This is a genomic window from Eubacterium coprostanoligenes (assembly GCF_900167205.1).
Lineage (GTDB): Bacteria > Bacillota > Clostridia > Oscillospirales > Acutalibacteraceae > Eubacterium_R > Eubacterium_R coprostanoligenes.
The window spans coordinates 19,189-42,824 of the sequence record NZ_FUWW01000016.1; the positions used below are offsets into that span (position 1 = coordinate 19,189).

21 protein-coding genes are annotated in these 23,636 nt (G+C 42.1%); 13 read left to right on the top strand and 8 right to left on the bottom strand.

From position 1 onward, the window contains the following. Positions 1-14: 14 nt before the first annotated feature. Complete coding sequence (nrdG, locus tag B5D29_RS06940; RefSeq protein WP_078768854.1) at positions 15-545, bottom strand: anaerobic ribonucleoside-triphosphate reductase activating protein; 531 nt, start codon at positions 543-545, stop codon at positions 15-17. Between the two features lie 144 nt (positions 546-689). Between nrdG and B5D29_RS06945 the strand changes: the two genes are divergently transcribed. From B5D29_RS06945 to B5D29_RS06955, 3 genes are all read left to right on the top strand, one after another. Then, complete coding sequence (locus B5D29_RS06945; protein WP_078768855.1) at positions 690-1,868, top strand: polysaccharide pyruvyl transferase family protein; 1,179 nt, start codon at positions 690-692, stop codon at positions 1,866-1,868. Between the two features lie 17 nt (positions 1,869-1,885). After that, complete coding sequence (locus B5D29_RS06950) at positions 1,886-2,380, top strand: GtrA family protein (RefSeq protein WP_078768856.1); 495 nt, start codon at positions 1,886-1,888, stop codon at positions 2,378-2,380. A 462-nt stretch (positions 2,381-2,842) separates the two neighbouring features. Then, complete coding sequence (locus B5D29_RS06955; protein WP_078768857.1) at positions 2,843-4,564, top strand: carbon starvation CstA family protein; 1,722 nt, start codon at positions 2,843-2,845, stop codon at positions 4,562-4,564. Positions 4,565-4,883: 319 nt separating this feature from the next. On the opposite strand, the gene B5D29_RS06960 is transcribed toward B5D29_RS06955, so the two are convergent. Then, positions 4,884-5,576, bottom strand: coding sequence for a response regulator transcription factor (locus tag B5D29_RS06960; protein ID WP_078768858.1), 693 nt, complete (start codon positions 5,574-5,576; stop codon positions 4,884-4,886). 32 nt (positions 5,577-5,608) lie between these two features. Beyond that, positions 5,609-7,105, bottom strand: coding sequence for a sensor histidine kinase (locus tag B5D29_RS06965; RefSeq protein ID WP_078768859.1), 1,497 nt, complete (start codon positions 7,103-7,105; stop codon positions 5,609-5,611). 341 nt (positions 7,106-7,446) lie between these two features. On the opposite strand from B5D29_RS06965, the gene nrdD reads away from it, so the two are divergent. Next, positions 7,447-9,648, top strand: coding sequence for an anaerobic ribonucleoside-triphosphate reductase (gene nrdD / locus B5D29_RS06970; protein ID WP_078768860.1), 2,202 nt, complete (start codon positions 7,447-7,449; stop codon positions 9,646-9,648). 108 nt (positions 9,649-9,756) lie between these two features. On the opposite strand, the gene B5D29_RS06975 is transcribed toward nrdD, so the two are convergent. Together B5D29_RS06975 and B5D29_RS06980 are read right to left on the bottom strand one after the other, a co-directional pair. Further along, the gene (locus B5D29_RS06975; protein WP_078768861.1) at positions 9,757-10,569 is read right to left on the bottom strand and encodes a hypothetical protein; all 813 of its coding nucleotides are present in this window, start codon (positions 10,567-10,569) and stop codon (positions 9,757-9,759) included. Positions 10,570-10,676: 107 nt separating this feature from the next. Next, positions 10,677-11,825, bottom strand: a complete 1,149-nt coding sequence (locus tag B5D29_RS06980) for a PP-loop family protein (RefSeq protein WP_078768872.1) — start codon at positions 11,823-11,825, stop codon at positions 10,677-10,679. A 206-nt stretch (positions 11,826-12,031) separates the two neighbouring features. On the opposite strand from B5D29_RS06980, the gene B5D29_RS06985 reads away from it, so the two are divergent. The 8 genes from B5D29_RS06985 (at position 12,032) to B5D29_RS07015 (ending at position 17,621) form a co-directional block, all read left to right on the top strand. Next, a complete protein-coding gene (locus B5D29_RS06985; protein WP_159443426.1) occupies positions 12,032-12,802 on the top strand; it encodes a YdcF family protein in 771 nt (256 codons plus the stop codon). A 140-nt stretch (positions 12,803-12,942) separates the two neighbouring features. Then, positions 12,943-13,686 carry a tRNA1(Val) (adenine(37)-N6)-methyltransferase gene (locus B5D29_RS06990; RefSeq protein WP_078768863.1) on the top strand — a complete coding sequence of 248 codons (744 nt, stop codon included), beginning with the start codon at positions 12,943-12,945 and terminating at the stop codon, positions 13,684-13,686. Next, positions 13,686-14,504: a 16S rRNA (cytidine(1402)-2'-O)-methyltransferase gene (gene rsmI / locus B5D29_RS06995; RefSeq protein ID WP_078768864.1), complete on the top strand. Its 819-nt coding sequence runs from the start codon at positions 13,686-13,688 to the stop codon at positions 14,502-14,504. The genes B5D29_RS06990 and rsmI overlap by 1 nt, the downstream gene beginning before the upstream one ends. Further along, positions 14,501-15,379: a radical SAM protein gene (locus tag B5D29_RS07000; RefSeq protein WP_078768865.1), complete on the top strand. Its 879-nt coding sequence runs from the start codon at positions 14,501-14,503 to the stop codon at positions 15,377-15,379. Before rsmI ends, B5D29_RS07000 begins: the two co-directional genes overlap by 4 nt. Positions 15,380-15,428: 49 nt before the next feature. Next, on the top strand, positions 15,429-15,710 hold the full coding sequence (locus B5D29_RS07005; protein WP_341465258.1) for a large conductance mechanosensitive channel protein MscL: 282 nt from the start codon (positions 15,429-15,431) through the stop codon (positions 15,708-15,710). After that, complete coding sequence (locus B5D29_RS08865; RefSeq protein WP_341465259.1) at positions 15,697-15,858, top strand: hypothetical protein; 162 nt, start codon at positions 15,697-15,699, stop codon at positions 15,856-15,858. Before B5D29_RS07005 ends, B5D29_RS08865 begins: the two co-directional genes overlap by 14 nt. 75 nt (positions 15,859-15,933) lie before the next feature. Then, complete coding sequence (locus tag B5D29_RS07010) at positions 15,934-16,857, top strand: alpha/beta fold hydrolase (RefSeq protein ID WP_078768866.1); 924 nt, start codon at positions 15,934-15,936, stop codon at positions 16,855-16,857. After that, on the top strand, positions 16,854-17,621 hold the full coding sequence (locus B5D29_RS07015; protein WP_341465260.1) for a TatD family hydrolase: 768 nt from the start codon (positions 16,854-16,856) through the stop codon (positions 17,619-17,621). The genes B5D29_RS07010 and B5D29_RS07015 overlap by 4 nt, the downstream gene beginning before the upstream one ends. A 42-nt stretch (positions 17,622-17,663) precedes the next feature. Here B5D29_RS07015 and B5D29_RS07020 read toward each other — a convergent pair whose 3' ends face one another. Further along, the gene (locus B5D29_RS07020; protein ID WP_078768867.1) at positions 17,664-18,722 is read right to left on the bottom strand and encodes an SIS domain-containing protein; all 1,059 of its coding nucleotides are present in this window, start codon (positions 18,720-18,722) and stop codon (positions 17,664-17,666) included. Then, positions 18,723-20,834: a SpoIIE family protein phosphatase gene (locus B5D29_RS07025; protein WP_078768868.1), complete on the bottom strand. Its 2,112-nt coding sequence runs from the start codon at positions 20,832-20,834 to the stop codon at positions 18,723-18,725. It abuts the gene before it with no gap. 155 nt (positions 20,835-20,989) lie between these two features. On the opposite strand from B5D29_RS07025, the gene B5D29_RS07030 reads away from it, so the two are divergent. Next, positions 20,990-22,597: an ABC-F family ATP-binding cassette domain-containing protein gene (locus B5D29_RS07030; RefSeq protein ID WP_078768869.1), complete on the top strand. Its 1,608-nt coding sequence runs from the start codon at positions 20,990-20,992 to the stop codon at positions 22,595-22,597. An 85-nt stretch (positions 22,598-22,682) separates the two neighbouring features. Here the strand turns inward: B5D29_RS07030 and B5D29_RS07035 are convergent, their stop codons facing one another. Then, entirely contained in the window at positions 22,683-23,384 is a 702-nt protein-coding gene (locus tag B5D29_RS07035; protein ID WP_078768870.1) for a CHAP domain-containing protein, read from the bottom strand. Between the last annotated feature and the right edge of the window lie 252 nt (positions 23,385-23,636).

Sequence of the window (23,636 nt, forward strand, 5' to 3'; positions counted from 1 at the left end):
TATTTTAATCGTGCTTATTCAAGGTAAAGCACGATTTTTTGTTCCTTGATTGTTTTCTTTATGTCGATTACTCTTTGGTTGGACGAACCACGGAATTTGAGTGTGATTGAGTGCAAGTCCTCAACATACGGGCCGTCAACAAGTATGTCAATGAGCGACAGCATTTCCTTGCTGATGTCGGTTGCGGCACGGCTTTTTTCTTCCGTACAGCCGAGGATTTGCTCAAGCGTAAATCCGGTGTAGCACCACACGGTTTTGTCCGGAAATCTCTCGTGAAACATCACCAAAAACGGCACAAGTACCTTTTGATTTTCGGGTTCAAACGGTTCGCCGCCGAGAAGCGATATGCCGTTAATCCAGCTGTGGTCAACACTTTTGAAAATATCTTCCATGGTTTCTTCGGTGAAAAGATGACCGTAGCTGAAGTCCCATGTAATTTCGTTAAAACAATTTTTGCAATGATGCCTGCAACCGGATACAAAAAGGGAAGTTCTTACTCCCTCGCCGTTTGCGATGTCATTTGTTTTTATTTCTGCCCAATTCATAAATCAGTCCGCCCTTCAGCGCTCTTTTTTATATTATAGCACATTAACATTGTAAAATAAAGAGTATTATATTTGACAATTATATGTTGGGTGTGATAATATATTTACATACTATATAAAGTGTTAAATAAGGAGTATTGCATAATGAAATACGGTGTGTTATACAGAAAAACCACCAAAAATATCGGTGACGATATGCAGTCATATGCAGCAGAGCAGTGGTTGCCGCATACCGATTACTTGGTTGATATTGAAGCTATGGACAGCTTCAAGGCTGATGATGACGAGCCGGTTGCAACCATTATGAGCGCATGGTATATGTGGGAAAAGTGGAATTGGCCGCCGTCAAAATATGTTTATCCTTTGTGGATAGGTCTTCACTACAATGATATTCAAAGGGGCAGACCTCGTGGTATGCCTTCAAAGTTTGAGTATATCGAGAGCGGACCGGGCAAGGAATATCTCAAGAGATTTGAGCCTATCGGTTGCCGTGATTATTATACGCAAGAGCGTCTTTCCGAGCGTGGAATAGACAACTATTTTTCAGGTTGCGTAACTCTTACGCTCAAAAAGCGTCCGCCAAAGCCGAGAGAAAGAGAATATATTGTTCTTGTCGGTCTTGCAAAATCTGTTGAAGAAGCTGTTAAAAAGCAGATGGAGGGCACAGGCATTGATGTAATTGTTGAACCGCCAACCCGCCCTATTCCGTCAGACCAATTTATGACTTGGGAGCAGAGGCGTGCCGAGGTTGAGGAAAGACTTGACCTTTATCAAAACGCAAAGTGCGTGCTCACATTCAGAGTTCACTGTGCACTTCCTTGTATCGCACTCGAAACTCCTGTGCTTTGGGTTCGTCACAACTTCAATTCGGTTCGACTTGACCCGTATAAGCACTATGCAAACACAGCTCTCAACGAGGATGTTATCGCAGGTAAGTACAAGGATTATATGCTTAATCCTATTCCAAATCCTGACACCTACAAGCCTGTCAGAGAAAATCTTGAAAAAATTATTTCGGAATTCATTGACAAGGCGGAGCACGAAACTCGCACTGCTTCCGAGCTTTACGAATCACAGTATACCGATGAGGAAATTATGCAGTGGCGTCACGATACTATGAAGAAAACTCTTTACAGCTATCACAAGGAACATCACATTGACCTTCGTGAAATGGCTGCAATGAGAAATGAGCTTGCAAAGTATCAAAAAATCGGCGATATTGATGAGGTTCGCCGAATGAATAGGGAATATAATTCAAAGATAGTCAAACTTGCAGTTAAATTCAGACGACTTTTGCTTAAACTTTTAGGCAAAAAGCCATAATAAAAAGGATCGATTATATGAGCGAAAAGAAAGAAAAAGGCAACGGCGGTTTTTGGCAGTTCGTAAAATTTGCGCTGTTCTCCGCTTCTGCCGGTATTATTCAGGTTGCGGCTTTCACTCTTATGAGCGAGGTTATCATCAAACTTCCGGTTTTGCAAAATTGGATGGATTCAAATGCCACTTTTGCAAAAATTATGCAAAATGAGTACGGTCCGATGTATCTCATTGCACTTTTGCTGTCGGTTATTTGGAATTTTACTTTTAACCGAAAATTCACCTTTAAATCGGCAAACAATGTGCCTATTGCAATGCTCAAGGTTCTTGCGTTCTATTGTGTGTTTACACCGGTGAGCACAATTTTGGGCAATCATTTCACGGCAAAGTTTGCTGATGTAACTGCTATTAACTATATCGTTCTTGCGTGCACAATGGCGTGCAATATGATTACGGAATTTTTGTACGACAAATTTTTTGTATTCCGTGGTCAAGAGGGAACAGCGGTTAAAAAATAGACAAATACCGACTTTTGAATAATTCGCAATTTGTTCATACTTACAAAATTGTGCCAAAACATTTGACAAATTGATTTTTTGGTATTAACATAAAAGCATAAATTAAACAGACAAATGCAATGAACAGGATATGACTTTGCGTAGCACCGTCTACAGAAAGCTGTCGGTTGTGCAAGACAGTAACAGGCACGCTTTGCCCTCACCTGCAAGCAGTTTCAGTGAAAGATTGCGAGTAGTTGAAAACGGGACTCACCGTTATATGAGACACTGTTAATTTTATTGACGGTGATTGAGCGGTCGGCATCTGTCGGCAAGCAAAGTGGTAACACGAAAGCACTAAATTTTATGCCTTCGCCTTTGCAGAAAATCGGAAACGATTTTCGCTTTGGCGGAGGTTTTTGTTTTTGTTATCCAATGCAAGTTGCTTTTGAACTGTAAAAAAAGAGAAAGAAGATGTAAATTATGAACACGCTTGTAATTGTTTTGATTGCTGTTGTTGTTCTCGGCGCAGGTTATGTCTTTTACGGCAGACATCTTGCAAAAAAATGGGGCATTGACCCCAAAGCCGAAACTCCTGCCGTAAAATATAATGACGGTAAGGACTATGTTCCGACAAACGGTTGGACTGTATTTTCTCACCAATTTTCTTCAATTGCGGGTGCAGGCCCTGTAACCGGCGCTATTCAGGCGGCTGTGTTTGGCTGGCTTCCCGTACTTCTTTGGATTTTAATCGGCGGTGTATTCTTCGGTGCGGTAACGGACTTCGGTGCACTTTATGCTTCGGTTAAAAATCAAGGCAAATCCATGGGTATGCTTATTGAAAAGTACATCGGTAAAACAGGCAGAAAACTTTTCTTACTTTTCTGCTGGCTCTTTTCCCTCTTGATTATTGCGGTATTTGCGGATATGGTATCGGGTACTTTCAATGCGTATGACGATGTAACAGGCAAACTTGCAGCCAATGCTGCGGTTAACGGCTCAGCCGGTATGGTGTCGATTATGTTTATGGTATTTGCCGTAATCTTCGGCCTTATCCAAAAGAAGTTCAACTTCTCCGGCTGGAAAGAAGCTGTTTTGGGCATTGTGTTCATCGTTGCTTCGTTTGCTGTGGGTATGCAGTTCCCGCTTGAATTCAGCAAAACAACATGGAGCTATGTTGTATTTGTCTATATTTTCTTTGCCGCAATTCTTCCTATTTGGCTTATGAAACAGCCTCGTGACTATATGACAACAATTATGTTTGTTTGTATGATTGTCGGTGCGGCTTTGGGACTTGTAATCGGTCACCCTACAATGAACCTTCCTGTGTTCACCGGCTTCAAGAACGAACAACTCGGCACAATGTTCCCGATTTTGTTTGTAACCGTTGCTTGCGGTGCGGTTTCAGGCTTCCATTCACTTGTTTCATCCGGCACATCGTCAAAAACAATCGCCAATGAAAAAGATATGCTTAAGGTTGGCTACGGCGCAATGATTCTTGAAAGCGTGCTTGCCGTTCTTGCTCTTTGCGTTGCAGGTGCTGCTGCTAAAAACGGTGTTCCTGCCGATGGTACTCCTTTCCAAATCTTCTCATCGGGCGTTGCAGGTTTCTTTGAAAAGATGGGTCTTTCGGTTCACTTATCAACAGTATTTATGACAATGTGCGTATCTGCTCTTGCTCTTACAACACTTGATGCCGTTGCCCGTATCGGCAGAATGTGTTTTCAGGAATTCTTCAGTGTTGACGATATGAAACACGCAAAGCCTTGGAGAAAGGTTGTTTGCAATACATATTTCTCAACAATCGTTACGCTTCTTTGCGGCTTTGTTCTCACAAAAATCGGCTATCAAACAATTTGGCCTCTTTTCGGTTCTGCAAACCAACTTTTGAGTGCGCTTGTTCTTATCACACTTTGCGTATTCCTCAAGGTAACTGGCAGAAGCAACAAGATGCTGTTCCCTCCGATGATTATTATGCTTTGCGTAACATTTACCGCTCTTGTTCAGCGTGTAATCGGTCTTGTTAAATCTCTTGCCGCAGGCACGGATGTTTTTGCAAGCGTAATTCAGCTTGTTGTTGCGGTTCTTCTTATCGTACTTGCCGTTATCATTGCAATTAACTCGTTCAAGAGTTATGTACACAGCAAGAAAAACAGCGAGGTTGAAGAAAAGACGGAAACAGTTGAAGAAGTCAAAGGCTGTTGAGAAAGGTTCTGAATTTCGTTTTCTTGCGAAGGAAGATGTATATCGTCAAAACATATTCCGTATAGAACAAAACATAGTTTTGTAAGTATACTACATATGTTTTTCCTCTTTCCAAAAAATCTACGGATTTTTTGGAAGCCTTTTTCTTTCGACTGAGCAAAAAACGGAAAACGCCAAAAAAGCTGTAAGTTTTATACTTACAGCTTTTTTTAAATCTACTGTTAATACCTAGTGTTGCCAACCTACGCTTACATTACTGTGAGCATAATTCGGTTGATTATATTTTGGCGTGTTTCAGGAACTTTATCGACAGTCTTTTTTATTTGTTGAAGCGGTAGCCTTTACCCCAAACCGTGTTGATGAGTTCCACATTGTTGTCCACCGCAAACAGCTTTTCTCTTACTCTGTTTATGTGCACGGTGACGGTTGAAGTGTCGCCCATAGAATCGTAGTTCCATATTTTGCTGAGCAGATCTTCTTTTGTGAAAACCGTGTCGGGGTTTTCTGCCAGGGTTGCAAGAAGGTCGAATTCCTTGTTTGTAAAGGTGATTTCAGTGTCGTGAAAGAAAATTCGGCGTGATTTTTTGTCGATTTTCAGATTGTCAATACGAATAACGGACGAGTCCTTTAGGTCGGTGTTGGTCAATCTTTCGTATCTGTTGAGGTGGGCGATAACTCTTGCAACAAGCTCCGACGGGCTGAATGGTTTTACGATATAATCGTCTGCGCCGAATCCAAGTCCGTTGATTTTGTCAAACTCATCTTTTTTTGCGCTGACAAGAAGAATCGGTATGTTGCTGAATTCTCTGATTTTTTTGCAAACCTCAAGTCCGTTGAGCGACGGAAGCATAACATCCAAAAGCACGAGTGCAACATTGACTGTTTTTGCAATTTCAAGCCCCTTTAAGCCGTTATTTGCACAAAGCACCTCAAAGCCGTGCGCTTCAAGATAATCCTTTTCAAGACAGGTTATGTTTTCGTCATCTTCTATGATGAGTATCTTTTTATTCATTGGTTTGTCCTCCGTGTGCTGTTTTGTTTTCGTCAAGCCTCTCGATTGAGGGAAATCATAATCGTTGTGCCGCTGCCCTCTTTACTTGTTGCCCAGATGTGACCGTTGTGAAGTTCAACAATTTCCTTGCAAACCGCAAGTCCCAAGCCGGAGCCGTCACGAACCCTTGTTCTTGCTTGGTCGGCACGATAAAATGTTTCAAATATATGCTTCAGGTTTTCGTCTGTAATTCCGATGCCGTTGTCGGATACTGCAATGATAATCGACTTGTCGTAGATTTCAAGGCTGATGCTGACAATGAGCTTTCTTGCACTTGAAGAATATTTCAATGAGTTTGAAATGATGTTGTTGAGCACTCTTGAAAATCTGTTTGGGTCAAGCATAACATATGCTTTTTGCTTGATGTTCGGTCCTGCGTATGTGAGGGTAATACGGCTTGCGTCAACATTGCGTTGCTTTTCCGTAAGGTATTCAAGGATGTAATCGTTTATGTCAATTTTGATTGTTTCAAGTTGTGTTGAACCTGATTCGAGCCTTGAAAGAGTTAGCAACTCATCAAGCAATTTTTCCATATCAAGTGCCGAGGAATATATGGTTTGCAGATATTTTTCCTGCTTTTCGGGGGTGTTTGCGATTCCGTCACGAAGTCCCTCAACATATCCTTTGATTGAAGTCAGCGGTGTTCTCAAGTCATGCGCAATTCCGGCAGTCATTTCTTTTCGTGACCGTGCCATTTCTGTTTGAACTTCGATAGACGCTTTTAGCTTGTCCGTCATATCGTTGATGGATTTAACGGTTGTGCCGATTTCGTTGGTTGAGTCGTATTCAATGTGATGGTTGAGGTTACCGCCTGCAATTTCGTTTGCACCGTCAGATAGTTTTTTGATTGGTGCGGTGATGGTCTTTGATGTTATCACCGACATAATGAGGTTTGATACAATGATGATTAGAAGTGCCATGAGCACCATAAATCCGCTTCTGCCTGTAAAAATAGCCTTGAAATCTTCCAAAGAACTTCGCTGTGATGCGTCATCAACTGAAAAATTAGTGTTAACTATTTTGATGGTGAAGTGATTGTTTTCGGTTTTTAGGTGAGATTTGATTATCAATCCGTCTTTGCCGAAATAGTACATATTTCTTTTGCCGTCAGTGTCCATAATGGCATTTGCGTGGGCATCAACATCTGCCTTTTCGGTGTTGGCAAAATACTTTTTGCCGTCTTTTGCAATGTAAATCTCCGAGCCGAGCTCCGATATTGATTTTGTGATGCCGTCAAGGTCGCTTTTTATTTTGTCGTCGGTGTCGTTGTCGGCAAGTTCACGGTTTATGCTGTTGATGGTTTGCGCCCATTGCAGTTGATTGATTGTGGAATATTTGTTTGAGTCAACTCTCGATATTCCGTAAATATCCGGTAGCAGAGAGCGAAAGATGAGAATAACGGCAATTATCATAATCACCGATGTTGCAATGCTCGCAAGAGTTGCTATTGATATTCTTGTGGTAATTTTCAGATTTTTAAATTTATTCATATAAATACCTCTGCATTATATATTAAAACAATTTATAACATTTTTCAAGTGGCAAGAAGTTATTGCCACATTGACAAATATTTAACGCTGTTTACAAATTGTAATATTTTCTTGTCGGTCGGTTTTCCGTTTTGTGCCTAATACTGCGTGTTTGCGAAAAAATGCAAAACAACATTTCGTATAAAATTATTACAATTTCAGTTTTGGGCACAATATATTGTATTTTTTGCCTGAATTCTATTGACATAGCCACAGTATTTTGTTATTATGATAAAGGTCACATATTAAAAGTTACAGCTTTGTAACACTTGGATTTAAGTTATTTGAAAGGGGAAAGAATAATGAATATTATTAAGAGAAACGGCTCGGAAGCCAAGTTTGACATTAACAAAATCGTTATCGCTGTGTCGAAGGCGAATGCTGCCTGCGAAAGAAAAGAACTTACTCAAGGTCAAATTAACGATATTGCTGAATTTGTTGAGTTCAAAATCAGCAAGGCAAATCGTGCTCTCTCGGTAGAAGAAATACAGGATATAGTTGAAGATCAGATTATGGCACAGGGTGCATTTGAGGTTGCAAAGCGTTATGTTAAGTATCGCTACACCCGTTCTCTCGTGCGTAAGGCAAACACAACCGACAATCAAATTCTCTCCCTTATTGAATGTAATAATGAAGAGGTTAAGCAGGAAAATTCAAACAAAAACCCAACTGTCAACTCTGTTCAGCGTGACTATATGGCAGGCGAGGTTTCAAAGGATATTACAAAGAGAATTTTGCTTCCGGAAGATATTGTTGAGGCCCACGAAAACGGACTCATCCACTTCCACGATGCAGACTATTTTGCACAGCATATGCACAACTGCGACCTTGTCAACTTGGAGGATATGCTCCAAAACGGCACAGTTATTTCCGACACTATGATTGAAAAGCCACACAGTTTTTCAACAGCTTGCAACATTGCAACACAGATTATCGCACAGGTTGCTTCATCACAGTACGGCGGTCAGTCAATTTCCCTTGCACACCTTGCACCGTTTGTGCAGATTAGCAGAGAAAAAATCCGTGCACAGGTTATCGAAGAAGCAAAGGATTTCGGCGGTGAACTTACAGAAGAAAAGATTGTTAAGATTACCGAAAAGCGTTTGCGTGATGAGGTTTCAAGAGGCGTTCAGACTATTCAGTATCAGGTTGTAACACTTCTTACAACCAACGGTCAGGCTCCGTTTGTAACTGTGTTTATGTATCTTAACGAAGCAAAGAACGAGCAGGAAAAGAAAGACCTTGCACTCATTATTGAAGAAACACTTCGCCAGAGAATTAAGGGCGTTAAGAACGAAAAGGGTGTTTGGATTACACCTGCATTTCCAAAACTCATATATGTTTTGGAAAATGATAATATCAACGAAAACACACCGTTCTACTATCTTACAGAGCTTGCGGCAAAGTGCACTGCAAAGCGTATGGTACCCGACTATGTAAGTGAAAAAGTTATGCTCAACCTCAAGGGTGATGTTTATACTCCTATGGGTTGCCGTTCGTTCCTCACTCCTGACAGATTTACCGAAGCGGGAGTAGGCAATATCGCAAGAGCAAAGAACTATGTTGAGGGCAAAAAGAAGTACTACGGCAGATTTAATCAGGGTGTTGTTACAATCAACCTTGTTGATGTTGCTTGCACATCGGGCGGCGATATGAATAAGTTTTGGGAAGTCTTTGACGAGCGTCTTGAACTTTGCTACCGTGCACTTATGTGCCGTCACAACAGACTCAAGGGCACACTTTCCGACGCTGCTCCTATTTTGTGGCAACACGGCGCACTTGCACGACTTGACAAGGGCGAGCCTATCGACAGACTTCTTTATGACGGATATTCAACAATTTCTCTCGGTTATGCAGGTCTTTATGAATGCACAAAGTATATGACAGGCAAGTCGCACACCGATGAAAACGGTGGCAAGGAATTTGCGTTGCAGGTTATGCGTCATATGAACGATGCTTGTGCAGAGTGGAAGGCACAGACAAATATTGACTTCTCGATTTACGGCACTCCGCTTGAATCAACAACTTATAAATTTGCAAAATGTCTCCAAAAGAGATTTGGTATCATAAAGGGTGTAACAGACAAGAACTACATCACAAATTCTTATCATGTACATGTTACGGAAAAGATTGACGCATTCACCAAACTTAAGTTTGAAAGTGAATTCCAGGCTCTTTCACCGGGCGGTGCAATTTCTTATGTCGAAGTTCCTAATATGCAGGATAACATTCCGGCAGTTATTCAGGTAATGAAGTTTATCTACGACAATATTATGTATGCCGAGCTTAACACAAAGAGCGACTATTGCCAGTGCTGTGGATATGATGGCGAAATTAAGATTGTTGAGGATGAACACGGCAAACTTATTTGGAGATGCCCAAACTGTGGCAACGAGGATCAGGACAAGATGAATGTTGCAAGAAGAACTTGTGGCTACATCGGCACTCAGTTCTGGAATCAGGGCAGAACACAGGAAATTAAGGACAGAGTTCTCCATCTGTAATTGCAAAATAATCTAAACTGAAATTGTTAAAAATACACAAAAGACCACAATCTGTTTTGTATAGATTGTGGTCTTTATTTGTGTTTTTATGTATGATTTTATTAGATTTTAGTTGTTGCTGACGCTATTGAGAATGTCATGGAGAACTGCGTCTTTGTCAATGCTTTCGTCAACGGCAGGAGCAACGGGTGCTTGCGCTTCGGTGATAGGCTGTGACTGTTCGGTTTCTTGAACAATCGGTTGCACAGGCTCTGCTTTTGGAGCAACAGGCACTTCGATAACTTCTGTTCTGATTGCCTTGCTCTTGGTTTCTGTTTGGAACGAATCGAAAAAGTCCTTGTATTCCTCTGCAACTGCTTGTGCCTTGTTGGCATTTGCAGTCTTGATTTGCTGAATTGAGTCCATTGCTGTGGCAATTTCCGTTGCCTTTTTAATCATTGCGTCAGTGTTTGCGGAAACTGCGTTGATCTCCTTTGTGAGATTTGTGAGCAATGCCTTGATGTCGGTATTGATGAGGTTGTAGGCAGTGAGTGCCTTTTGTGCTTCTGCCTTTGCTTCAGAAGAAACTTCCTCGATTTTTTGCAAAAATTCCTGTGAACCTGCGGTTGCATCGTCAGTGATTTTTGCTCCGCTTTCGTATGCAGAATAGAAAATTTGACCGATGCTTGCAATGTAATCGTTGTTTGATTTTTCGGTTTCTGCAAGTTTTTCGTTAAGCTCGGCAACAACTTCGTTGAGCTGTGCAATCTCGTTGTTGAGCTTTGTGTTTTCGTTATAATATTTGTCAGCCTTGAGTGCGTTGTGCTCTGCAAGGTCAAGTGCTTTTTTGAGTATATCGTTCTCGTTTTCGAGTTTTGAAACATATTCGTTTACGGATTTTTTGCTGTATCCGCCGATAAATGAGGACTTAAATTCTGCCATTTTTATCTCTCCTTTTATTTTCGGTTATAATATTATATCACAAAACCGCACCGAATACAATGCAGCAGATAAGGTGGAGCAATGTCGAGGAGCACCTACATATAGATTTAATCATCGTAGCTTTCAAGGAAATTGTGCTTAACGCCGTCCTTTTTGTACGCAATAACCGTATTGACATTTACATTTTCAACGCTTCTGAAAATATTGCTTTCAACCTGCGGATTGATTTTTGCCATTTCTCTAATCAAATTTTTGATTTCCTGGCGCTTTGATGTGGTTTCAAAGTCGTCAGATGCACATTCTTCGGTGAATTTGCACGCACATTGGATGAAGTGCAAATTGTTGTAGTCACGCCAACGCTTGATGTCGTCCTCACGGATGAGATACATCGGGCGAATAAGCTCCATACCCTCAAAGTTTGTTGAGTGAAGTTTTGGCATCATTGTTTGAACCTGACCGCCGTATAGCATACCCATAAGCACGGTTTCGATAACATCATCGTAGTGGTGACCAAGTGCGATTTTGTTGCAACCGAGCTCCTTTGCCTTGTTGTAGAGGTAGCCTCTCCTCATCCTCGCACAAAGGTAGCACGGTGATTTTTCAATATGCAAAACCGATTCAAAAATATTCGATTCAAAAACCGTGATGGGAACATTCAGCAGTTCTGCATTTCTTTCGATAATTTCTCTGTTTTCAGGGCTGTAGCCGGGGTCCATAACAAGAAAAACAACTTCAAACGGAAACTTGTTGTGCCTTTTTAGTTCCTGAAAAAGTTTTGCCATAAGCATAGAATCTTTGCCACCGGAAATGCAAACGGCAATTTTGTCACCTTCCTCAATGAGTTTGTAGTCGTTGAGTGCGGCGGTGAATCTGCTCCAAATCTGCTTGTGGAATTTTTTGTTTATGCTCCGCTCAACATCTTTTGAACGGTCGGCGTCAACCTCTGATTCGTTGAGCATATAGCCGTAATAACCGTTCACGAGATTAACCGTACAAAATCCTTTTTCTCTCAATTTTTCGGCAGTCGGTTTGCTGAAAGTTCCGTTTTTGCAACAGATAATCAACAACTTGTCTTTTGGCAAGGTATCGAGCTTTTCATCTATTTTGTTTTGCGGAATGTTGACAGCGCCGTTAATTGAGCCGTAGGCAAACGCTCTTTCGTCACGAATGTCAACAACAATATAATCGCCACGATTAAGCGACTTCATTTCGTCAACAGAAATTTCTTTGATTTTGCTAAAATCGTTTTTTGTCATACCGCACCTGCCCATAGTAATTATTTTCATCAATATTATAGCAGAAAAGAGCATAATTGCAACAGAAAACTCAATTTGAAGTCGTTGCTATGATTTACTTTATGACAACAAAAGTATTGATTTCTTAATCAAATTTTAATTATTCCTTGGTTAGTTCTTTGTTGACTCGATTATTTTGGCTTGATATAATAAAACAGGTGATGAACATGAAAAAAGGAATAAGAATAATCATAGGATTATTTGCTTTCGTGATTGCTGTTTTTTATATAGGTCCGCTTGTTACAACCGGCGAAATGAACATCGGCGTTGTTGCAGGACTTGGTCTTGCATGTGTTTTGTTTTTGTATGCAGTGTTCTATGATGCGGTTAATCTTGTTGTGAAAAAACTTAATTCAAAAGTTATAGGAAAGATTATCACTTCTGTTGTGTGTATTGTGCTTGTCGCTGGAATCGGCGTTGGAGGATTTGCGTTGGGAAATGTTGTGACGCATAGTGGCAAAAGCAATCACAAAACGGAATATGCCATTGTTCTTGGATGTGTTGTCAGAGGCGACCAACCCGGTATATTTTTGAAAAAGAGAATTAACTCGGCATATGAGTATTTAAAGGATAATCCTAACTCTAAAGTTGTTTTGAGCGGCGGACAGGGTAATGGCGAAAATATTTCAGAAGCACAGTGTATGTATAATGAGCTTACTCAAATGGGGATTGAATCAAGCAGACTTATTCTTGAGGACAAGTCAACTTCCACACAAGAAAATTTTGAGAATTCAGTAAAGCTTTTGAAAAATAATGGTGTGGAAATTGATGAAATAACTGTTGTTACAAATGATTTTCACGAATACAGAGCGAGTAAGTTTGCCGAAAAAAGCGGACTGAAAGCATATCAATATCCGTGCAAAACCCCATGGAACGGATATATGCCGTTTGCTACTCGTGAGGCGTTTGCAGTTGTTTATCAAATATATATGAATTGAATATCAAGCTCCCCTTGGGGCACACTGCTTACTTCCTTATGCAGTGTGCCCCAAGGGGAGCTTGTTTTTTGTTTTGTGCTTTTGCGTCAAAAAAGATAATATTCTTGTAATAAGATTGAAAATATATTATAATAATTTTTATGGAATATAATTATGAAAGATTGTCGGACAATATAAAAATCGCAGTCAGCCCTGACCACACTTTTGGCACGGATGCAGTGCTTTTGTCGCATTTTGCAAAGCCAAAATACAAGGACAAGGCACTTGATATGGGCACAGGTTGCGGAATTATTCCGTTGTTGTGGCTTCGAGATGAGAGGCAGACGGATGTGCATTGTCTGGATATTCAACAAAATGCCTTTGAGCAGGTTAATGCTTCGATAAAATATAATAATTTGGACAGCAGGCTTACACCGCACCTTTGCGATTTGAGAAAAATCAACGAGGAATTCTCTGCGGAATGTTTCACCCTTGTCACTATGAATCCACCGTACAAGCCGATTAATACAGGCTTTGAGTCGCTTGGCGAAAGTGCAAGGATTGCTCGCCATGAGGTGTGTTGCAACATTGAGGACGCAGTCAAGGCGGCTTCGTATCTGCTCACTTATGCAGGCAGGTTTTGCATGTGTCACCGCCCTGAAAGATTGGTGGACGCACTTGCGATTATGAGGCAGTACAAGATTGAACCGAAACGACTTCGTTTCGTGATTGACAAGCAGGGCGAAGAACCTTTTTTGTTTTTGGTAGAGGGCAAAAAGGGGGCAAAACCGTTTTTGCGTGTTGAACCTACTTTGGTCATCAAAAATGAGGAGAGCAAGTTCACTCCCGAAATGATAGAAATTTACGGCTCTTATGCCGATGGATACGAGGATAAAATCAGATAATGAGCGGAAAATTATATGTTGTGGGCACTCCGATCGGCAACCTCGGCGATTTTTCACCGAGAGCGATTGAAACGCTTGAAAATGTGGATTTCATTGCTGCCGAGGACACAAGAGTTACCCTAAAACTGCTTAATCATTTTGGAATAAAAAAAGAAATGGTTAGCTATTTTGAACATAACAAAAATGAGCGAGGCGAGGCAATTATTTCTCGACTTGCAAACGGCGAAACCTGTGCTATATGCACGGATGCAGGTATGCCGGCAATATCCGACCCGGGTGAAGATTTGGTCAGACTTTGCCACGAAAACGGCATAGCGGTGGAGAGTGTTCCCGGACCGACCGCTTTTGCCACGGCGCTTGCAATTTCGGGTATGAACACAAGAAAGTTCACTTTTGAGGGCTTCCTTTCTGCAAACAAAAAAGAACGCAGGGCAGAGCTTGAAGAGGTGCAAAACGAAAAACGCACACTTGTTTTTTATGAAGCACCGCACAAGTTGACTCAAACGCTCAAGGATATGTATGAGATTTTGGGTGACCGTGAAATCGCCCTTGTAAAAGAAATCACAAAAATGCACGAAAGTGTTATTCGCACAGATTTGGCAACGGCTTCGGCTATGTTTGATGAGGAAAAGCCAAAGGGTGAATTTGTTGTTATCGTTGACGGAAAAAAGGCGGAGGAAAAGGAAATATCGTTTGAAAGTGCGGTTGAGGAGGCAAAGCGTCTTATGGCAGACGGAATGAGCACAAATTCTGCCGCAAAAGAGGTTGCGAAGGTGACTTCCTTTAAGAAAAACGATATTTACAGGGCTTTGCTATGATTTGTAATGCGTGCCCAAGAGGATGCAATGTTGACCGAGAAGTGTCGCTTGGATATTGCAAAAGTCCCGAGAAATTCAAACTTGCCCGTGCGTCGCTCCACTATTGGGAAGAACCGTGCATAAGCGGAAAAAACGGCTCGGGCGCAATCTTTTTCAGCGGTTGCAATCTTGGTTGTGTTTTCTGTCAGAATTATGAAATCAGCCACGGATGCAAGGGTGTTGAAGTTAGTGACGACAAGTTGATTGATATTATGAAACGGCTTGTTGACGAGGGTGCAAACAATATCAATTTTGTCAACCCAACTCATTATTCGCTTCAGCTTTTGCGTGTGCTTGAAAAATACAAACCGCCTGTTCCGATTGTGTACAACACTTCGGGATATGACAGCGTTGAAACCTTGAAAATGCTTGATGGGGCGGTGGATATTTATCTGCCTGATTTTAAGTATATAAGACCTGAGAAGGCTTTGAAATACAGCAAGGCAGAGGATTATCCGCAAGTTGCCGAGGAGGCTCTTGCAGAGATGAAACGGCAGGTCGGCGAGGATGTTTTTGACGAAAACGGCATAATGCAACGGGGTATGATTATCCGTCATCTTGTCTTGCCGTCAAACACAAATTTGTCAATTTCGGCGCTTGATTATTTGGCGGAGAATTTTGGTGATACATACATTTCGGTTATGGCGCAGTATGTGCCGTGTGGGGATTTGACCGAATATAAAGAAATCAACAGACCGCTCACGCAAAGAGAGTACGACAAGGTGGTCAATCATATTTTTTACCTTGGACTTCAAAAGATTTTTGTGCAGGAGCTTGAAGCCGCAAGCGATGAGTTTATCCCCGATTTTGATTTTACCGGTGTGGTTGATTTTTAGTATTTTATCTGCTAAAATAATATAAAATGATGTGAAAAGGAGAATAGAAATGAAAAAATTTTTAGAAGAATTCAAGGCGTTTATTTCAAAAGGCAATGTGCTTGATTTGGCTGTCGGCGTGATTATCGGCGGAGCGTTTGGCTCGGTTGTGTCAGGACTTACGGATAACATTATTCAGCCACTTCTCAACTGTATTGGTGGTGCAGAGGTTCAAGGCAAAATTCGTCTTTTTGGCACAGAAAACTTTCTTGATTACGGTGCGTTTATTTCATCAATAATCAATTTTTTTGATTATGGCACTTGTTGTTTTTCTTATTGTGAAATCGGTTAACAAGATTTCGGATGCGGCTCAAAAGCTGTCAAAAAAGGACGAGCAGGAGGAAGCACCTGCGCCGACCACAAAGGTTTGTCCTTATTGCAAGAGCGAGATTGACATTGAGGCAACAAGATGTCCGCATTGCACATCTCAACTTAATTAATAGACTTGTTTGTTACAAGAAAGTTGATTAAGCTTTTAAGGAGTAAAATATTTATTATATAAAAGGGGCTTTATTATGATAAAGAAAGAGTACACTTATAAAAGTGCTTCAGGCATTTGTGACATCAAGGCTTGGCAGTTCGCACCCGAGGGCGAAGTAAAGGCTGTTATTCAGATGCACCACGGTATGGCTGAACACACAAATAGGTATCGCAATTTTATTTCTGCGTTTACCGACAAGGGCTATGCAATTTTCATCAACGATATGCTCGGTCACGGTCAGTCTAATGACGACAAGGACCTGCTCGGCTATTTTGGTGACAAGGATGGCTACAAGAACATCCTTGCCGACGCAAAGGCTCTAACAGACATTGCGAAGAAAGAGTATCCTGACAAGAAGTTCCTTATTGCAGGTCACTCAATGGGCTCACTCATTATGAGATGCTACATCAACGAGTACGGCAACGATTTTGACGGCGCTGTGTTCATCGGCACGGCAGGACCTACGCCTATTGCAAAAGCAGGTATTCCTATTATGAAGGTTGTTGCCGCACTCAAGGGCAAAAAGCATCACAGCAAGTTTCTCAACAATATTTCACTCGGTGCATACGACAAGCCGTTTGAGCACAGAACTCACTATGATTGGGGTATGAGAGATACAAAAGAGGTTGACGAATATGTTGCAGACCCGCTTTGTGGATTTCTCTTTACAGTTGCAGGCTTTATGGATTTGAGCCAGCTAACAATTCAGTGCAACGAGGACAGATGGTTCAACAATGTTGCAAAGGATAAGCCGGTTCTTTTGATGTCGGGCGATATGGACCCTGTCGGAAATTACGGCAAGGGCGTAAAGGAAGTTTATCAAAAACTTCTTGACACAGGTCACAAAAATGTCACCCTCAAACTTTATCCGGAGGCTCGCCACGAGATTCTCAATGAGATTAACAAGCAAGAGGTTTATGACGATTTAGATAAATGGATTGAGGAGAATGTTCTTTGATTTACAAAAACATTTTTGACACACATTCTCACTATGACGATGAGGCTTTTGACAGCGACCGTGATGAACTGATTTTGTCGCTCAAGGATAAAGGCGTTGTCGGTGTTGTCAGCTGTGGATGTGATGTTCCGTCAACGGCAGCAAACCGTGATTTGGCACATAAATTTGATGATTTTTACTTTGCGGCAGGTTTTCATCCCGAAAATTTGGAGGAATATGGCATTGACGATTTGAGCCTCCTCGATGAATATTTGAGTGATGAAAAGTGCGTTGCAGTTGGCGAAATCGGACTTGATTATCATTGGATGGAATCAACCAAGGAAAAGCAAAAGGCTTTTTTTGAAGCACAGATTGAGATTGCCAAGAACAACGATTTGCCTGTGATTGTGCACGACAGAGAAGCACACGGCGATACTCTCGATATTCTTAAAGCAACCAAGCCAAAAGGCGTTTTGCATTGCTTTTCGGGTTCAAAAGAGATGGCAAGGGAGATTATCAAGCTGGATATGTACATCGGCTTGAATGGCGTTGCAACATTCAAAAATGCACGCAAAAGCCTTGAAGTTGTCAAAGAAATTCCGCTTGACCGCTTGGTGCTTGAAACGGATTGTCCGTATCTTGCACCCGAACCGCACAGAGGCAAACGCAACGACTCGTCCTACATTCCGTTTATTGCCGAACGAATAGGCGAAGTGCTCGGAATGTCGGTACAGGAAGTCCTTGACCAAACCTGCCAAAATGCCAAAAAATTGTATAATATTTAAAATGACAAAGCGACACTTCTGTAATGGAAGCGTCGCTTATTTTTACGCCGATTGATCGGAATTGGATATTGAAATGGTGTTCACTTCAAGTTCCAGGATTGTTTGCTGAAGCACGGTTGCAAGTGTGATGGGGTTGAACAGCGGAATGCTGTCGTCAACCGTCACTGTGCCGTCTGTGATTTCGCAGTCGTGCGCAATGTTTTTGGTTGTATAAATTATCGTGTCGGCGCAGGAATATTTGATTGCGTCAATGTACGGCATAACAATCGGAGTTGATGCGCTGTTGCTGACAATCGGCACAATCAATGTGTTTTTCAGCTCAAGACAGCTTTGTGCAATGTCGTATATCGGCAGAGCAAAGGCGGTTTTCCCGGCAATCAGCCTGAATTTTTCCGCAACCGCTTGTGCCAACGCTTCGTCCGTTGAATATCCGCAAAACACTATGTTGTCAAATTTGCCGATGAAATCAGCGACATTTTGCAATTCTTTTTCGCTGTTAGGTGTGAATGACAGCTTGCCCGGAAGCATTTGGGCAAGTCGGAGCGAAACGCTCGTATTGATTTTTGACATACACCCGAGTGCTTCGCCGAGATACATTGAAAGCATTGCTACAGCAAGGTATTCGTTTTGGAATGTGCACAGGCTCGTGTCGCAATCGGTGAGGTGTACCTTGCTTTTGCACATTTTTGCAATGGTCGAGTCTTTTGCGGTCACCGCCACAACTTTTGCGCTGTTGCCCATTGCGCGCTTCACCGCCGAGATTGTGTCGGCATTTTCTCCGCTTTGCGATATTGCTATGACAAGTGCATCACGGTACAGCACCCCTCTTGTGCCTTTTAGCAATGCCGAGGGTATCGCATAGGTCGGCAGGTCGGTGAGCATTTCGGTGTTGTGCGCCATTGCCTGTGCGGTGTAAAACGATTGCCCCGAGCCTGTTAGAATTATTTCCGACAGGCCTTTTATTGCGTGTCTGCTCATTTTCAATGTCGGCAAAACGAGTTTGTCTTTCTGTATCACTTCGTCCAAAAATCTTCTTATCGACTGCGCAATTTCGCTTATGTCGTTTTCGTACAAATTGCTGATTCCCAAGTTATCAGTCATTCAGTTTCGCTCCAATCTTGCAAAAATTATACTCATATCGTCTGCTTTTTTGTCTTTCATTTCTTCTTTTGCCCTGTTCAAAATGTAGTCTGCACCATCTTGCACGCCACTTGGCATAGTTGCAATTGTGTCACGCAGCCATCTTTCGCCAAGGTCGGTTATGCCGTCACTCATCAAAATTATGCTGTCGCCAAGGCTCAAAACCGCTGTTCGTTTTGCAAATTCTATGCCTCGCAAAATCCCTGCCGGCATAGAGGTCAGCTCGCACTTCGTCAGTCTGCCGTCTTTGATGATGTAGCTTGCAGGCGCACCTGCCTTGAACAGCTCGCACTTTCCCGTAAAAAGATCGATGTTTGCAATGTCAAGTGTTGCAAGGCTTTCATCATTGGATTTGACAAGCAGGGCAGAGTTGACGATTTTCAGCGCCGAATCAAAGCCGAAACCCGAATTGATGAGCTTTGACAAAAGTCCCGCACCCATTGCGCCGTCAAGTGCCGCCCGACTGCCTTTGCCCATTCCGTCACTTATAATAAGTATGGAATGTCCTTTGCTGTCGTTGATAATTTTCACCGTGTCACCGCACAGTTCGCCCTCTGCGCTGAATTGTGCAAAGCCGACTTCAAGCGAATAATTCGGCTTTTCGGAAAAAGAAAGCATACTTTCGTTTTTGAAGTTTGTGATTCTGCCCGTGTCAAAATATCGGTTGCAGATTTTGCCTATTTCGTTTTTCAGTTCGATTCCCGTCAATTCCGCACTTGATGACGAAAGCAGAATTTCAACCCTCATTCTGCCGTATTTGTCCACTATTGCGGAAATGTTTGTTGGATAAATTTCGTATTCGCCGAGCAGTCGCCTGATTTTGTTGCTTGCGTTGCCGTCAAAGATTTCTGCCTCGTCAAATTCCTTTGCAAGGTCGTTCAACATACCGGATATTGAAATAAATTGGTCGGAGGCGACCATACGGATTTGGTTCGTTTTTTCAAGAATAATCTCCCTCGTGATGTATTCGGTGTCGGTCATTGTGTCACGCATTGCCTCGTTTTGTCTGCGTGTCACATCGTTTATTCGTTCTCGCACTTCGTCCACGCTGTCCGATATTGCCGACATTGCGTTGGATGCAAATCGCAGTTTAAGCACAAGATTTTGTCGCAGAGTGCCGTCCGGCGGTAGGTCTGTTCCGATGTCAAAAAACTTTTCGATTTTGTCGGTTATCCCTGTAGGCATCAGCACGAAAATCAGCGAGCCGATTATTCCGTCAAGGAACAGCGACAACCCCACTTCTTCGCCTGTGGCAATTGAAAAGAAAGTGATTGACGCCAAAAAAGCTCCTGCCGTGCCGAATATCGAAGCGCTCGAAAACAATCCTGCAACGAGCGTTGAAAATCCGAAAGCACCGCATAAAAACAACGCTTCTTTGCTGTAAACTCCAAGCACAAATCCGAGTGACAGTGCCAAAATCATTCCGAGCCGTTCACCTGCATAGTAGGTGGCGGTCAGCACCAAAACAACGGCTATAATTCTTATCGGATAAAGTCGCCAAATTGCCACATTGCCGAGGCTCAAAAACAATGTCGACACGGATATAATTATGTATGCAAGTTCAGAAATCGGCAGTGCTTTGAATCTCATTTGGCGAAGATTTGCGTTTATTCCTTTGTAGTAGCAGTAGGTTACGCCTGCACTCAGCATCGTTTCTGCCAAGAGGAGAAAATATGCATCACTGCTTGATGAAAGCCTGATGTTTACAAATATTCCCGTTGAAAGAATTGACACCGTGCCGATGATAATTGAAAACAGCGGATTGTGGTATGCGTCAAGCAGTTCAATCAAAAATGCACCGAGCGCCGTCAAAATCACTGCGCACATATATCGGATGTTTTGTGCGTTGAACCCTGTCAGCAGATAGCCGATTACAGCCCCGAGTGCCGAAAATATGTAGCCTTTTTTTCGAGCCGAAGCGGTCAGCGCCACACCAAACGGCTTCAGTCCGCCGATTGCCGAGCCGAACGAGGTTATCAGCCCTGCGAAAAAATATCCTGCAAATATTCCTGCTCTTTTCAGCACCTCGCTTTTCATATTCTCCTCTAACCTTTTCTTGATTTTAACTTCCATATTTGCCTCTTTTTGTTGTTATTTCTCCTGCATTATATGGCAGTTTGTACAAAAAATATGTCGCAATAGGTCATTGGCTAAAAATAGGTTGAAATATATTTGCTGTTGTGATAGAATATTGTGGATTTTAGATATTAGAAAGGTGAGGGATAGATATGATTTCAGCAAATGATATTTCCGTTCAGTTTGGCGGTCGCTCTTTGTTTGAGAGAGTAAATGTCGCCTTTACACCGGGCAACTGCTATGGTATTATCGGTGCAAACGGCGCAGGCAAGTCAACATTTTTGAAGGTGCTCAGCGGTGACCTTGAACCGTCAAAGGGTGAGATTCACATCACTCCGGGCGAGCGTCTTTCCGTGTTGAAGCAGGACCACTTTGCTTATGATGAATACGAGGTTGTTCGCACAGTTCTTATGGGCAACCCAAGACTTATTGAGATTATGGAGGAAAAGGATGCTCTTTATGCAAAAGAGGATTTTTCCGAGGAAGACGGCGTAAAGGCAGGCGAACTTGAAGCAGAATTTGCCGACCTTGACGGTTGGAACGCAGAGAGTGATGCAGAATTTATGCTCAACAAATTGGGTGTTCCTGATGAGTTCCATTATCTCAAAATGGCGGAGCTTCCGTCAGATATGAAGGTTAAGGTGCTTCTTGCACAGGCATTGTACGGCAATCCTGACATCCTTCTTCTTGACGAGCCTACCAACCACCTTGATTTGACAGCAATCAGCTGGCTTGAAAATTTCCTTTTGGATTTTGAAAATACGGTTATCGTTGTATCTCACGACCGTCACTTCTTAAATAAGGTATGTACTCACATCTGTGATGTTGACTACGGCAAGATTACTCTTTATACAGGTAACTATGATTTCTGGTACGAATACACCCAGATGCGTCAGCGTCAGGCAAGAGACCAAAACAAGAAGAATGAGCAGAAGATTAAGGAATTGCAGGACTTCATCAACCGTTTCTCTGCAAATGCCGCAAAGTCAAAGCAGGCAACTTCTCGTAAGAAACAGCTTGATGCTCTTGAAATGATTGAGATGCCTGTTTCATCTCGCCGTTTCCCGTATGTTGATTTTAAGCCGGACAGAGAATGTGGCAACGATTTGCTCCGTGTTGACCATTTGACAAAGACAATCGGCGACCGCAAGGTGCTTGATGACATCAGCTTTGTTATCCATCCAAGAGAAAAGGTTGCTTTTGTCGGCTCCGATGTTGTTGCAAAGACAACACTTTTCAAAATTATTATGGGCGAGCTTGAGCCTGATGAGGGTAGCTTCAAGTGGGGTGTAACAACTTCTCAAAGCTATTTCCCAAGCGACAACAGCAGTTATTTTGACGGCGTTGACCTCACGCTTGTTGACTGGCTCAGACAGTACACAACCGAGCAACTCGAGGCAGACATCAGGGGTTGGCTCGGCAGAATGTTGTTCTCCGGTGACGAAGCGCTCAAAAAGGCAAATGTTTTGTCCGGTGGTGAAAGAGTTAGATGTATGCTCTGTAAGATGATGCTTTCGGGTGCAAATGTTCTCATTTTTGACGAACCGACCAACCACCTCGACCTTGAATCTATCGCAGCACTCAACAACGGTCTTATCCGTTATCCAGAAACTGTACTCTTCACTTCTCACGACCATCAGTTTGTTGAAACCGTGGCAGACAGAATTATCGAGATTTCGGGCAATACCTACATTGACCGCAAGGGAAGTTATGACGAGTTCCTTTCTACATTTGACGAGGAACAACTTAAACATTTATAAGCAAAATAAAAGACTGTAAGTTCGTTGCTTACAGTCTTTTTTACATATTAACGATTTAGTTTAATGATTTTGTTTTTAGTTTGTTTTATCTGTTTGTGCTCAATTTGTCCGCCAATGTTAAAACAGGTGGTTCGATTTGTTCCTCGCTGTTTTCTTCAATGCTTCTTGTTGCAAGGGCAAATTGATTTTGCACATCAACGGTGCGTGCTCTTTCGGTTATAATTTTGTCCGAATTTTGATTTGTCGCATTAAGGAGCTTTTCCTCCAACTCTTTTGTTACACCGCCGTTGTAGGTGTAAATGTAGCCGTAAAAAGTTTGCCCGTAGTGCGATGAGAGAGTTTTGTAGGTTACTGTGTTGAAATATCTCCCACGCCAATGTGATTCTGAAAGGGTGATGCCGTTTTCGTCAATGGCTTCAACTACTGCAACATGTCTGCTCCAGCAGGCAACTGCGCCGAGCTTTGGCTCACTGCCGTATTCGTAGTAGCCGTTTGATTTGTTGATGAAATACCAATCACCGGCACTGCCGTGGGTGATAAGCGGTGCTTCACCGTTCATTTCGTAAATTCTGCCGTAGGCATATGCCACACAGTTTGGCATACCCGAGCCAACCTGAAAATAACGGTTAAGCTCTCTGTTGTAATATGCACTTGATGAGCTTGGCGCTGTTAAACGAGGCTCGTAGGTGCTGTCGTCTGCATAGCAAAGTGCAGGTGTGATGAGCGATAATATGAAACTCATAACTATTACAAATGGAATTATAAGCAGGGTTTTCTTCTTAGTCATAGATACCTTCCTTTTTCTTTGGCGAAAATAAAAATTTATTCTCGCTTTTTGATGATTACGAAAATCAATGTTTTCGATTCAACTCGCTTAATATGTACTTGTTTGTGTTGCTTCGACACGACATTAACATTATACCAAATGTGACATTTTGTAATCTATGTTAAAAATATACAACAGATTTGTAACCTTTATGTAACTTTTGTAACTTTTTACAAAATTTTGCTATTTTACTTGACAAAAGCAGGAGATTTG

Excerpts from the sequence above, each read along its gene's own strand:
- nrdG (WP_078768854.1), bottom strand. The coding sequence starts at position 545 with ATGAATTGGGCAGAAATAAAAACAAATGACATCGCAAACGGCGAGGGA.
- B5D29_RS06945 (WP_078768855.1), top strand. The coding sequence starts at position 690 with ATGAAATACGGTGTGTTATACAGAAAAACCACCAAAAATATCGGTGAC.
- B5D29_RS06950 (WP_078768856.1), top strand. The coding sequence starts at position 1,886 with ATGAGCGAAAAGAAAGAAAAAGGCAACGGCGGTTTTTGGCAGTTCGTA.
- B5D29_RS06955 (WP_078768857.1), top strand. The coding sequence starts at position 2,843 with ATGAACACGCTTGTAATTGTTTTGATTGCTGTTGTTGTTCTCGGCGCA.
- B5D29_RS06960 (WP_078768858.1), bottom strand. The coding sequence starts at position 5,576 with ATGAATAAAAAGATACTCATCATAGAAGATGACGAAAACATAACCTGT.
- B5D29_RS06965 (WP_078768859.1), bottom strand. The coding sequence starts at position 7,105 with ATGAATAAATTTAAAAATCTGAAAATTACCACAAGAATATCAATAGCA.
- nrdD (WP_078768860.1), top strand. The coding sequence starts at position 7,447 with ATGAATATTATTAAGAGAAACGGCTCGGAAGCCAAGTTTGACATTAAC.
- B5D29_RS06975 (WP_078768861.1), bottom strand. The coding sequence starts at position 10,569 with ATGGCAGAATTTAAGTCCTCATTTATCGGCGGATACAGCAAAAAATCC.
- B5D29_RS06980 (WP_078768872.1), bottom strand. The coding sequence starts at position 11,825 with ATGACAAAAAACGATTTTAGCAAAATCAAAGAAATTTCTGTTGACGAA.
- B5D29_RS06985 (WP_159443426.1), top strand. The coding sequence starts at position 12,032 with ATGAAAAAAGGAATAAGAATAATCATAGGATTATTTGCTTTCGTGATT.
- B5D29_RS06990 (WP_078768863.1), top strand. The coding sequence starts at position 12,943 with ATGGAATATAATTATGAAAGATTGTCGGACAATATAAAAATCGCAGTC.
- rsmI (WP_078768864.1), top strand. The coding sequence starts at position 13,686 with ATGAGCGGAAAATTATATGTTGTGGGCACTCCGATCGGCAACCTCGGC.
- B5D29_RS07000 (WP_078768865.1), top strand. The coding sequence starts at position 14,501 with ATGATTTGTAATGCGTGCCCAAGAGGATGCAATGTTGACCGAGAAGTG.
- B5D29_RS07005 (WP_341465258.1), top strand. The coding sequence starts at position 15,429 with ATGAAAAAATTTTTAGAAGAATTCAAGGCGTTTATTTCAAAAGGCAAT.
- B5D29_RS07010 (WP_078768866.1), top strand. The coding sequence starts at position 15,934 with ATGATAAAGAAAGAGTACACTTATAAAAGTGCTTCAGGCATTTGTGAC.
- B5D29_RS07020 (WP_078768867.1), bottom strand. The coding sequence starts at position 18,722 with ATGACTGATAACTTGGGAATCAGCAATTTGTACGAAAACGACATAAGC.
- B5D29_RS07025 (WP_078768868.1), bottom strand. The coding sequence starts at position 20,834 with ATGGAAGTTAAAATCAAGAAAAGGTTAGAGGAGAATATGAAAAGCGAG.
- B5D29_RS07030 (WP_078768869.1), top strand. The coding sequence starts at position 20,990 with ATGATTTCAGCAAATGATATTTCCGTTCAGTTTGGCGGTCGCTCTTTG.
- B5D29_RS07035 (WP_078768870.1), bottom strand. The coding sequence starts at position 23,384 with ATGACTAAGAAGAAAACCCTGCTTATAATTCCATTTGTAATAGTTATG.